Below are 11,810 nucleotides of genomic sequence, written 5' to 3'. Positions count from 1 at the left end.
CTGGAAACGCATTATGTCGCACGTAGAGTTACAACCGGGTTTTGACTTTCAGCAAGCAGGTAAAGAAGTCCTGGCGATTGAACGTGAATGCCTGGCGGAGCTTGATCAATACATCAATCAGAATTTCACGCTTGCCTGTGAAAAGATGTTCTGGTGTAAAGGGAAAGTTGTCGTCATGGGGATGGGAAAATCGGGGCATATTGGGCGAAAAATGGCGGCAACGTTTGCCAGCACCGGTACACCTTCATTTTTCGTCCATCCTGGTGAAGCCGCGCATGGTGATTTAGGCATGGTTACCCCACAGGATGTGGTGATTGCTATCTCTAACTCTGGTGAATCCAGCGAAATCACGGCCTTAATTCCAGTGCTTAAGCGTCTTCACGTACCGTTAATCTGCATCACCGGTCGCCCGGAGAGCAGCATGGCGCGCGCCGCAGATGTGCATCTGTGTGTTAAAGTAGCGAAAGAAGCCTGTCCGTTAGGGCTGGCACCGACCAGCAGCACCACCGCCACGCTGGTTATGGGCGATGCCCTCGCTGTCGCGCTGTTAAAAGCACGCGGCTTTACTGCTGAAGATTTTGCGCTCTCACACCCAGGCGGCGCACTGGGTCGTAAACTTCTGCTGCGCGTAAACGATATTATGCATACGGGCGATGAGATCCCGCATGTTAAGAAAACGGCCAGTCTGCGTGACGCATTGCTGGAAGTTACCCGCAAAAATCTTGGTATGACTGTCATTTGCGATGACAATATGATGATTGAAGGCATCTTTACCGACGGTGATTTACGCCGTGTCTTCGATATGGGCGTGGATGTTCGTCAGTTAAGTATTGCCGATGTGATGACGCCGGGGGGAATACGTGTGCGCCCTGGCATTCTGGCCGTTGAGGCACTGAACTTAATGCAGTCCCGCCATATCACCTCCGTGATGGTTGCCGATGGCGACCATTTACTCGGTGTGTTACATATGCATGATTTACTGCGTGCAGGCGTAGTGTAAAGATTCAAGGATAAACAACAATGAGCAAAGCAGGTGCGTCGCTTGCGACCTGTTACGGCCCTGTCAGCGCCGACGTTATGGCAAAAGCAGAGAACATTCGTCTGCTGATCCTCGACGTTGATGGCGTACTGTCAGATGGCCTGATTTATATGGGCAATAACGGCGAAGAGCTGAAAGCGTTCAATGTTCGTGACGGTTATGGCATTCGTTGTGCGCTCACCTCTGATATTGAAGTCGCTATCATTACCGGGCGAAAGGCTAAACTGGTAGAAGATCGTTGTGCCACATTGGGGATCACTCACTTGTATCAGGGGCAGTCAAACAAACTGATCGCCTTTAGCGATCTGCTGGAAAAACTGGCGATTGCCCCGGAAAATGTGGCTTATGTCGGCGATGATCTCATCGACTGGCCGGTAATGGAACAAGTGGGTTTAAGCGTCGCCGTGGCCGATGCGCATCCACTGTTGATCCCGCGCGCCGATTACGTGACGCGCATTGCTGGCGGTCGTGGCGCAGTGCGCGAAGTTTGCGACTTATTACTCCTGGCGCAGGGCAAACTGGATGAAGCCAAAGGGCAATCGATATGAGTAAAGCCAGACGTTGGGTTATCATTGTGCTATCACTGGCGGTTCTGGTGATGATCGGCATTAATATGGCCGAAAAAGACGATACCGCCCAGGTGGTCGTCAACAACAATGATCCCACCTATAAAAGCGAGCATACGGACACGCTCGTCTATAACCCAGAAGGGGCACTAAGCTATCGATTGATTGCTCAACACGTTGAATATTATTCCGATCAGGCCGTTTCGTGGTTTACGCAGCCGGTACTTACCACGTTTGATAAGGATAAAATCCCGACATGGTCCGTAAAAGCAGATAAAGCCAAGCTGACCAATGACCGGATGCTCTATTTATATGGACACGTTGAAGTCAACGCACTTGTGCCGGACTCTCAACTTCGCAGAATCACGACGGATAACGCGCAGATCAATCTGGTGACGCAGGATGTTACCTCTGAAGACCTCGTCACGTTATACGGAACAACATTTAACTCCAGCGGTCTGAAAATGCGCGGCAACTTACGCAGCAAGAACGCCGAGCTGATTGAAAAGGTTAGAACATCCTATGAAATTCAAAACAAACAAACTCAGCCTTAATCTTGTGCTTGCCAGCTCACTTCTGGCCGCCAGCATTCCGGCATTTGCCGTAACCGGAGACACTGATCAGCCGATCCACATTGAATCGGACCAGCAATCTCTTGATATGCAAGGCAACGTGGTAACCTTTACCGGTAATGTCATCGTCACCCAGGGCACCATCAAAATTAATGCCGACAAAGTGGTCGTTACCCGTCCGGGCGGCGAACAAGGTAAAGAAGTGATTGACGGCTACGGTAAACCGGCAACGTTCTACCAGATGCAGGACAACGGTAAACCCGTTGAAGGTCACGCTTCCCAGATGCACTACGAACTGGCAAAAGATTTTGTCGTTCTGACGGGTAATGCTTATCTGCAGCAGGTCGATAGCAACATTAAGGGCGATAAGATCACTTACCTGGTGAAAGAGCAGAAAATGCAGGCTTTCAGCGACAAAGGCAAGCGCGTAACCACCGTTCTGGTGCCGTCGCAGCTGCAGGATAAAAACAACAAAGGCCAGACCCCGGCACAGAAGAAGGGTAATTAATTCGTTATGGCAACATTAACTGCAAAGAACCTTGCAAAAGCCTATAAAGGCCGTCGCGTGGTAGAAGACGTCAGCCTGACCGTCAACTCCGGGGAAATCGTCGGTCTGCTGGGGCCAAACGGTGCCGGTAAGACCACCACTTTCTACATGGTTGTAGGCATTGTGCCGCGCGATGCGGGCAACATCATTATTGATGATGACGATATCAGTCTGCTGCCACTGCATGCACGCGCGCGCCGCGGTATCGGCTATCTGCCACAGGAAGCCTCCATTTTCCGTCGCCTCAGCGTTTACGATAACCTGATGGCGGTACTGCAAATTCGTGACGACTTGTCTGCTGAACAACGTGAAGACCGCGCGAACGAGCTGATGGAAGAGTTTCACATTGAGCACCTGCGTGACAGCATGGGGCAGTCACTCTCCGGGGGTGAACGTCGCCGTGTAGAAATTGCCCGCGCACTGGCTGCGAATCCGAAATTTATTCTGCTCGACGAACCGTTTGCCGGGGTTGACCCGATCTCGGTTATCGACATTAAACGCATCATTGAGCACCTGCGCGACAGCGGCCTGGGCGTGCTGATCACTGACCACAACGTGCGTGAAACACTGGCGGTTTGTGAACGCGCTTATATCGTCAGTCAGGGGCATTTGATCGCCCACGGCACGCCTACAGAAATCTTACAAGACGAACACGTTAAGCGTGTATACCTTGGGGAAGACTTCAGACTCTGATAGGGTAGAAGTTTGCGACGTTTTAGCAGGAGAGTACGATTCTGAACATGAAGCAAGGTTTGCAACTCAGGCTTAGCCAACAACTGGCGATGACGCCACAGCTCCAACAGGCAATTCGTCTGTTGCAGTTGTCGACGCTGGAACTTCAGCAGGAGCTACAGCAGGCGCTGGAGAGTAATCCGCTGCTTGAGCAAATCGACACTCATGAAGAAATCGACACCCGCGAAACGCAAGACAGTGAAACGCTGGACACCGCCGACGCGCTCGAACAAAAAGAGATGCCGGAAGAGCTGCCGCTCGATGCCAGTTGGGACACCATTTACACCGCTGGTACACCATCCGGCACCAGCGGTGACTACATTGACGATGAGCTGCCGGTCTATCAGGGCGAAACGACGCAGACCTTGCAGGATTACCTGATGTGGCAGGTCGAGCTGACACCGTTTTCCGACACTGACCGCGCTATTGCTACCTCTATCGTCGATGCCGTTGATGAAACCGGTTATCTGACTGTCCCGCTGGAAGATATTCTCGAAAGTATAGGCGATGAAGAGATCGACATCGACGAAGTTGAAGCCGTCCTTAAGCGGATCCAACGGTTTGATCCGGTCGGTGTGGCGGCAAAAGATCTGCGTGACTGTCTGCTGATCCAACTCTCCCAATTCGATAAGACCACGCCGTGGCTGGAAGAGGCCAGACTGATCATTAGCGATCATCTCGATCTGTTAGCCAATCACGACTTCCGCACTTTAATGCGCGTCACGCGTCTGAAAGAAGATGTGCTGAAAGAAGCCGTCAATCTGATCCAGTCGCTCGATCCGCGCCCCGGGCAGTCGATCCAGACTGGCGAACCTGAGTATGTCATTCCAGATGTGCTGGTGCGTAAGCATAACGGTCACTGGACGGTAGAACTCAACAGTGACAGCATTCCGCGTCTGCAAATCAACCAGCACTACGCCTCGATGTGCAATAACGCGCGCAACGATGGTGACAGCCAGTTTATCCGCAGCAATCTGCAGGATGCCAAATGGTTGATCAAGAGTCTGGAAAGCCGTAACGATACGCTACTGCGCGTGAGTCGCTGTATCGTTGAACAGCAGCAAGCCTTCTTTGAGCAAGGTGAAGAATATATGAAACCGATGGTACTGGCCGATATCGCCCAGGCTGTCGAAATGCATGAATCGACGATATCTCGCGTGACCACGCAAAAATACCTGCATAGTCCACGAGGCATTTTTGAACTGAAGTATTTCTTTTCCAGTCACGTCAATACCGAGGGCGGCGGCGAAGCTTCCTCCACGGCGATTCGTGCGCTGGTGAAGAAATTAATCGCGGCGGAAAACCCAGCGAAACCGTTGAGCGACAGCAAGTTAACCTCTTTGCTGTCGGAACAAGGTATCATGGTGGCACGCCGCACTGTTGCGAAGTACCGAGAGTCTTTATCCATTCCGCCGTCAAACCAGCGTAAACAACTCGTTTGACCCAACCGATAAGGAAGACACTATGCAGCTCAACATTACCGGAAATAACGTCGAGATCACCGAGGCACTGCGCGAATTTGTTACAGCCAAATTTGCCAAACTTGAGCAATATTTTGACCGAATCAACCAGGTCTATGTTGTTCTGAAAGTGGAGAAAGTCACCCACACCTCAGATGCAACACTGCATGTAAACGGTGGTGAAATTCATGCCAGCGCGGAAGGTCAGGACATGTACGCTGCCATTGATGGCTTAATTGATAAGCTGGCACGCCAGTTGACCAAACATAAAGATAAACTGAAACAACACTAATTGTCCGGGCAATTAGCATGTGCATGGCGGCCTGTTGTGCGGCACAACGGGCCATTTGTACGGTTAATGCTCCGAGCCTGTTCCACTGTTTGAGTGGGCAGGTTCTTAGGTGAAATTATGACAAATAATGATACAACTCTACAGCTTAGCAGTGTTCTTAACAGGGAATGTACGCGAAGCCGCGTCCACTGTCAGAGCAAAAAACGCGCCCTGGAAATCATCAGCGAGCTGGCGGCGAAACAACTTAGCCTGCCGCCTCAGGTGGTTTTTGAAGCTATCCTGACGCGGGAAAAAATGGGCAGTACCGGTATCGGCAATGGTATTGCAATTCCGCATGGCAAACTGGAAGAAGATACTCTGCGTGCCGTTGGCGTTTTCGTTCAGCTCGAAACGCCTATAGCTTTCGATGCCATCGACAACCAACCGGTGGACTTACTTTTTGCCCTGCTGGTGCCGGCAGACCAAACTAAAACGCACCTGCATACTCTGTCGCTGGTGGCGAAACGTCTGGCGGACAAAACCATCTGCCGCCGTTTACGCGCAGCCCAGAGCGATGAAGAGCTGTATCAAATCATTACGGATACCGAAGGTACTCCGGATGAAGCGTAGTTATTCGGTAATGTCTCTTTTAGACGTTGTGAGGAGAAACAGTACATGGTACTGATGATCGTCAGCGGACGTTCAGGTTCAGGTAAATCTGTCGCCCTGCGTGCGCTGGAAGATATGGGTTTTTACTGCGTGGATAACCTTCCCGTAGTGTTGTTACCCGATCTGGCTCGAACCCTGGCCGATCGCGAGATTTCTGCCGCCGTCAGCATTGATGTTCGTAATATGCCGGAGTCACCAGAAATATTCGAACAGGCGATGAGTAACCTGCCTGACGCTTTCTCACCGCAACTACTGTTCCTGGATGCCGACCGTAATACCTTAATTCGTCGTTACAGTGACACGCGCCGACTGCATCCGCTTTCCAGCAAAAACCTGTCGCTGGAAAGTGCTATCGACAAAGAAAGCGATCTGCTGGAGCCTCTGCGTTCGCGAGCGGATCTGATTGTCGATACCTCAGAAATGTCCGTTCACGAGCTGGCTGAAATGCTGCGTACCCGTCTGCTGGGTAAACGTGAACGCGAACTGACAATGGTCTTTGAGTCTTTCGGCTTCAAACACGGTATCCCTATCGATGCAGATTACGTCTTTGACGTGCGCTTCTTGCCGAACCCGCACTGGGATCCGAAACTGCGTCCAATGACAGGTCTTGATAAGCCTGTCGCCGCGTTCCTCGACCGCCACACAGAAGTACACAATTTTATCTACCAGACGCGAAGCTATCTTGAGCTATGGTTACCTATGCTGGAAACCAACAACCGTAGCTACCTGACGGTCGCCATTGGTTGTACCGGCGGGAAGCACCGTTCGGTGTATATTGCAGAGCAACTGGCTGACTACTTCCGCTCGCGCGGTAAAAACGTCCAGTCACGCCATCGTACGCTGGAAAAACGTAAACCATGACCGTCAAGCAAACTGTTGAAATCACAAACAAGCTGGGCATGCATGCCCGGCCTGCAATGAAGCTGTTTGAATTAATGCAGGGTTTTGACGCTGAAGTGCTGTTACGTAATGACGAAGGCACAGAGGCTGAAGCCAACAGCGTTATTGCGCTGCTGATGTTGGATTCTGCCAAAGGACGGCAGATTGAAGTTGAAGCGACCGGTCCACAAGAAGAGGAAGCACTGGCCGCCGTTATCGCCCTCTTTAACTCTGGTTTTGATGAAGATTAATCTTCATCACTTTGACATTCAAATCCCTTCAAGCTCCCCCGGCAATAAGAAAAGCGCGTACTGAAATCGTTCTCAATCAACGTCATTTGTACATTTTGTGCGCTTTTCACTTTCAGAAGAACCTTAAGAAAACCTTAAGAAGCATTGTTTAGGTTTTGTTTAAGTTAATCGACCATACTGGAGATCGTCAGAAAATATTTCCAGGAGATGGCATGATTCGCTTATCTGAACAAAGTCCCCTGGGCACCGGAAGACATCGGAAATGTTATGCGCATCCGGAAGATGCCCAACGCTGTATCAAGATTGTCTACCATCGTGGCGATGGTGGCGATAAAGAGATCCGCCGTGAGTTAAAGTATTACGCGCATCTTGGTCGTCGGTTAAAAGACTGGAGTGGAATACCGCGCTATCACGGTACCGTTGAGACGGATTGCGGAACCGGTTATGTCTACGATGTGATTGCCGATTTCGACGGCAAGCCCTCCATTACGCTGACCGAATTTGCTGAACAATGCCGTTACGAAGAAGACGTTGCACAACTGCGCCAGTTACTGAAACAGCTGAAGCGTTATTTGCAGGATAACCGTATCGTGACGATGTCGCTGAAGCCGCAGAATATCCTCTGTCATCGCATCAGTGAGTCAGAGGTTATCCCCGTCGTCTGCGACAACATTGGTGAAAGCACATTGATTCCACTGGCAACCTGGTCGAAGTGGTGTTGTCTGCGTAAGCAAGAGCGGTTATGGAAACGATTTATCGCCCAACCGGCGCTGGCTATTGCCCTGCAGAAAGATCTGCAACCTCGTGAGAGCAAAACGCTGGCCCTCACTTCGCGCGAAGCTTAATCCAGCTGGTGTTGTTGCATAAACGGCTCACCGCCTAACTGATACATCTGCCGTAAAATCCACGCCTGACGGCTATGCACGTAGCCCGATGGCGCGGAGACTTTGAAACGACGTGGATTAGGTAATACAGCTGCCAGTAATGCAGCTTCCGATCGGGTAAGTTTGCTCGCGGGTTTGTGGAAATAACGTTGTGCCGCAGCTTCGACGCCAAACACACCGTCGCCAAATTCGGCGATATTCAGGTAAACCGTCAGGATACGCTTTTTGCTCCAGACCGTTTCTATCCCCAGCGTTAATCCAGCTTCCAGCCCTTTTCGTACCCAGCTACGCCCATCCCATAAAAAGAGATTTTTGGCTGTCTGCTGAGAAATCGTTGATGCACCGCGAATACGGTTTTCATTGCGCTCGTTGTGCGCCAGGGCTTTCTCAATGGAAGCGACATCAAAGCCCCAGTGCTCAGGAAATTTCTGATCTTCTGCGGCAATCACCGCCAGTCCCATCCATGGCGAGATTTGATCCATACTGACCCAGTCAGAATGTGCCACGTAACGAAAATTGCCATGCAGCCAGGCGCTGACCTGTCGCTCGACCATTACCGCTGAGAAGGGAACAGGCGCAACGCTAAACAACGCGATGCCCCCGCCCCAGAAAACGGCGAGGACAACCATTAACCGCAAAAGAAAACGGCGAACGAAACTAAACACCGTTAAGCGGCTTTTACTCATTCAGCCAGAACCAGCACGCGGGATACCAGCTTATCAATGCCGCTCGCCGCTTCTGCAATGTTCTGCGCCAGCATATATGCTGGGGTGGTGACAATCTTATTGTCTTCATCAACCACGATATCATCGACAGGACAGGGCACATGCTCCGCGCCCATCTCTTCCAGCACTTCTGCGGTATCGATATCAGTACCGATGGTCAAACGCAGCGGGAAATCGAAAATTTTCGGCAGCATCGCCGGGGCAATACACATAAAACCAAGCGGTTTTCCGGCCTGATGCATCGCTTGTGCCAGCGCCTTTAATTCACGGTCAACGGTGCATTCGCTACCAAGACTGGCAAAATTGCTTAAATTCTTCGCCGCGCCAAACCCCCCCGGCACAATCAACGCATCCAGTTCAGCGGCATCGGCCTGGGCCAGAGGACGGATTTCACCGCGCGTTATTCGTGCCGCTTCAATCAGCACATTGCGCGTTTCCGTCATCGCCTCGCCAGTTAAATGGTTGATAACATCAACCTGCTGCTTATCCGGTGCAAAGCAGACCGCCTGCGCACCGCTGCGTGAAATAGCTAACAACGTCAACACCGCTTCATGAATTTCAGAACCGTCATAGACGCCGCATCCGCTCAGAATTACGCCAATTTTCTTCATTGTGATCATCCTTTCGCAATTGACTGAAACACATTAATTTTTTTAATAAAAATGGTACGCATCACACATTTAACTGATTCATGTAACAAATCATTTAAGTTTTGCTATCTTAACTGCGTGCGGCCTGAAAAACAGTGCTGTGCCCTTGTAACTCATCATAATAATTTACGGCGCAGCCAAGTTTTCCCTGGTGTTGGCGCAGTATTCGCGCACCCCGGTCTAGCCGGGGTCATTTTTTAGTGGCTTTTGCCACCCACGCTTTCAGCACTTCTACGTCGTGACGCCACTCTTCTTTCATCTCTTCAATCCATTCACCGACGTTATCTTCCCAGGCCGGAAGGTCAGGAGACTGAATTTGCTGACCCAGCTGTTGCAGATGGCGTAACCCCACTGACCCCGCCGCACCTTTAATTTTATGTCCTTCCTCAACAATGCCTTTTTTATCCTGCGCCGTCAGATTCGACTCCAGCACGCTGACATAGCCCGGCATCATCTTCTCAAACACCGCTAACCCGTCGGTGATCAGCTTCGGTCCTACAAGTTCGAGATACTGTTCCAGCATGGGAATATCGAGCAATGCTTCTGATTTACTGTTCTCTTCTGTCGTCACCGTACTCTCCTCATCATCCTGGGTATCCCAGAATTTCTTGATCATCGCGGTTAGCGCCGGAACAGAAAGCGGCTTACTCAGCACATCATCCATTCCAGCATTGAGGTACTCTTGTTTGTCTTTCAGCACGTTAGCGGTTAAGGCCACCAGCGGCGGTAAATCCTCGCGCGGATAACGTTTCGTCAGTTCACGAGAGATATCCAGCCCGGTCATATCTGGCAACTGAATATCCAGCAACACCAGGTCGTATTCGCCCGGTTTAAACATCTCCAGCGCCGCCTTGCCGGTCATGGCGACATCAACGCTGTTACCTAATTTTTCCAGCACAGAACGCGCAACAATCACGTTCAGTTCAATGTCTTCCACCAGCAGCACATTCAGCGCCGGTAAAGGCATATCGTCTTCATCAAACGCATCATCGACCTCTTCTGCTACCGACGGTGCGTGGATCGTCAACGTAAAGGTTGAACCTTTGCCCTGTTCGCTGGTAACCGTAATATCGCCGCCCATATTTTTCGCCAGACGACGAGAAACGGCCAGACCAATACCGGTGCCGGTGGCAGGTTTACCGCCATGACTGTCTTTCACCTGGTAATACATGGCGAAAATTTTATCCAGCTCATCCTGCGGAATGCCGATACCAGAGTCTTCCACTTCAAAATGCAGCATATCGCCTTCATCGTAGCGCACGCGCACGGTAACCTGGCCTTGCTGGGTGAATTTGACGGCGTTACTGATGAGGTTCCACAGGATCTGCCGTAAACGCGTCCCGTCGGTAATGACCTGATGCGGTAATGGCAGCGTCGGCTCCAGGTTAAAGCGCAATCCTTTTTGTTGCGCCTGCAATGCGGAGAGATTTTCCAGATCGGCAAGGAAGCTGGTAAAATCAACCGGTTGATTATCAAGCTGGACCTTGCGCCGTTCCATCTTATCCATGTCGATAATATCGTTAAAGATATTCCCCAGCGTGACGGCCGAAACATGGATGGTCTTGAGATATTTTTCCTGCTCGGCGGTGAGTTCGGTATCCAGCAGAATGCGGCTCAGACCGACGATACCGTTCAGCGGTGTACGCAATTCGTGACTGATGGTGGAGATAAACGTCGTTTTGTCGCGGCTGGCCCGTTCAAGCGCATCCTGATACCGCTTACGCTCGGTAATGTCGCGACCAAAGCCCATCAAACCGTGACGTTTACCCACGCGGTCGTAGTACGGCACTTTACGGATTTCAAAGCAGGCTTTGCGCCCGTCCGGGTAATCCAGCCACTGTTCATAGGTCAGTGACACATTATGACGGAACACTTTTTCATCGGTTTCAATGACTTTTGCGGCGGCTTCCGGTGAGTAAACATCAGCAGGTTTCAGGTGAACCAGTTGTTTTTCGCTTTTTCCGGTCAGCAGCTCCATCGCGCGGTTACAGCCGGAAAACTCTTTATCTTCGTTACGATAAAAAACCAGGTCGGGTGAAGCATCAAGGAAGGAACGTAAGAATGAGGATTGCTGCTCGAGCTGAATTTGTGTCTCTTCGCGCTCTTTGATTTCAATTTTCAGTTGGCCGAAGGTTTCCTGCAGTTCTGCTTCCGCTTTTTCACGAACGGCAATTTCCTGATTTAGCTGGGCAATATTATCTTTTAACTGAACGTTGAGGCTCAAATCGCGCTCGCGCATCTCCTCCAGTTTTTGCACCAGCCGTGACAGACGTTGTCGTGACTCCTCCAGTTGCTCGACGACCACCGATAGAAAGTAGACCGCCCACGGCGTAATCAGCAAACCAAAGAAGATAGAACGAATAACATCAATGCTTTCGACCTGACCATGCAGCACCATGGTTACCGCCATTTGTACCACAATGGCAAGAACGACGAGGGCCAGCGCCAGCAACATTGAGAAGCGCACCAGACCTAACTTCATCATCAGGTCAACATAATACTGCGCCAGCAGACGAATTTGCTTCATTAGGGAATTCCTTCACGACAACCGGCCCCAATAATACC

Annotated in this window: 14 protein-coding genes; 11 read left to right on the top strand and 3 right to left on the bottom strand. The window is 50.9% G+C overall.

Features of this window, described 5'->3' with window-relative positions; all coding sequences use genetic code 11:
- The first annotated feature begins 13 nt into the window (after positions 1-13).
- The 11 genes from kdsD to yrbL all read left to right on the top strand — a co-directional run bounded on the left by kdsD (position 14) and on the right by yrbL (position 7,831).
- A complete protein-coding gene (gene kdsD / locus AB4H76_RS03260; protein WP_001295557.1) occupies positions 14-1,000 on the top strand; it encodes an arabinose-5-phosphate isomerase KdsD in 987 nt (328 codons plus the stop codon).
- A gap of 20 nt (positions 1,001-1,020) precedes the next feature.
- Entirely contained in the window at positions 1,021-1,587 is a 567-nt protein-coding gene (gene kdsC / locus AB4H76_RS03255) for a 3-deoxy-manno-octulosonate-8-phosphatase KdsC (RefSeq protein WP_077492783.1), read from the top strand.
- Entirely contained in the window at positions 1,584-2,159 is a 576-nt protein-coding gene (gene lptC / locus AB4H76_RS03250; RefSeq protein ID WP_000030537.1) for an LPS export ABC transporter periplasmic protein LptC, read from the top strand. Before kdsC ends, lptC begins: the two co-directional genes overlap by 4 nt.
- Entirely contained in the window at positions 2,128-2,685 is a 558-nt protein-coding gene (gene lptA, locus AB4H76_RS03245) for a lipopolysaccharide ABC transporter substrate-binding protein LptA (protein ID WP_000669785.1), read from the top strand. Before lptC ends, lptA begins: the two co-directional genes overlap by 32 nt.
- A gap of 6 nt (positions 2,686-2,691) precedes the next feature.
- Positions 2,692-3,417: an LPS export ABC transporter ATP-binding protein gene (gene lptB, locus AB4H76_RS03240; RefSeq protein WP_000224099.1), complete on the top strand. Its 726-nt coding sequence runs from the start codon at positions 2,692-2,694 to the stop codon at positions 3,415-3,417.
- 47 nt (positions 3,418-3,464) lie between these two features.
- Complete coding sequence (rpoN, locus tag AB4H76_RS03235) at positions 3,465-4,898, top strand: RNA polymerase factor sigma-54 (RefSeq protein ID WP_000809057.1); 1,434 nt, start codon at positions 3,465-3,467, stop codon at positions 4,896-4,898.
- 22 nt (positions 4,899-4,920) lie between these two features.
- Positions 4,921-5,208, top strand: coding sequence for a ribosome hibernation promoting factor (hpf, locus tag AB4H76_RS03230; RefSeq protein ID WP_001176599.1), 288 nt, complete (start codon positions 4,921-4,923; stop codon positions 5,206-5,208).
- Positions 5,209-5,325: 117 nt separating this feature from the next.
- The gene (gene ptsN, locus AB4H76_RS03225; protein WP_000183676.1) at positions 5,326-5,817 is read left to right on the top strand and encodes a PTS IIA-like nitrogen regulatory protein PtsN; all 492 of its coding nucleotides are present in this window, start codon (positions 5,326-5,328) and stop codon (positions 5,815-5,817) included.
- A gap of 45 nt (positions 5,818-5,862) precedes the next feature.
- Positions 5,863-6,717 (top strand): RNase adapter RapZ, encoded by an 855-nt coding sequence (gene rapZ / locus AB4H76_RS03220; RefSeq protein ID WP_000243741.1) that lies wholly within the window; start codon positions 5,863-5,865, stop codon positions 6,715-6,717.
- Complete coding sequence (npr, locus tag AB4H76_RS03215) at positions 6,714-6,986, top strand: PTS phosphocarrier protein NPr (RefSeq protein ID WP_000216791.1); 273 nt, start codon at positions 6,714-6,716, stop codon at positions 6,984-6,986. The genes rapZ and npr overlap by 4 nt, the downstream gene beginning before the upstream one ends.
- Before the next feature lie 212 nt (positions 6,987-7,198).
- The gene (gene yrbL / locus AB4H76_RS03210; protein ID WP_000620410.1) at positions 7,199-7,831 is read left to right on the top strand and encodes a PhoP regulatory network protein YrbL; all 633 of its coding nucleotides are present in this window, start codon (positions 7,199-7,201) and stop codon (positions 7,829-7,831) included.
- On the opposite strand, the gene mtgA is transcribed toward yrbL, so the two are convergent.
- The 3 genes from mtgA to arcB form a co-directional block, all read right to left on the bottom strand.
- A complete protein-coding gene (gene mtgA, locus AB4H76_RS03205) occupies positions 7,828-8,556 on the bottom strand; it encodes a monofunctional biosynthetic peptidoglycan transglycosylase (RefSeq protein WP_000047093.1) in 729 nt (242 codons plus the stop codon). The genes yrbL and mtgA overlap by 4 nt on opposite strands.
- Positions 8,553-9,206 (bottom strand): isoprenoid biosynthesis glyoxalase ElbB, encoded by a 654-nt coding sequence (gene elbB, locus AB4H76_RS03200; RefSeq protein WP_001300411.1) that lies wholly within the window; start codon positions 9,204-9,206, stop codon positions 8,553-8,555. Before elbB ends, mtgA begins: the two co-directional genes overlap by 4 nt.
- A gap of 229 nt (positions 9,207-9,435) precedes the next feature.
- Entirely contained in the window at positions 9,436-11,772 is a 2,337-nt protein-coding gene (gene arcB / locus AB4H76_RS03195) for an aerobic respiration two-component sensor histidine kinase ArcB (protein ID WP_000809774.1), read from the bottom strand.
- Positions 11,773-11,810 lie beyond the last annotated feature (38 nt).

It is taken from the genome of Escherichia sp. UTM R2 (assembly GCF_048593455.1).
In the GTDB taxonomy this organism is placed as follows: Bacteria; Pseudomonadota; Gammaproteobacteria; order Enterobacterales; family Enterobacteriaceae; genus Escherichia; species Escherichia coli.
Note: the sequence above shows the minus strand (reverse complement) of the source record. Positions and strands in the feature narration are given on the sequence as shown.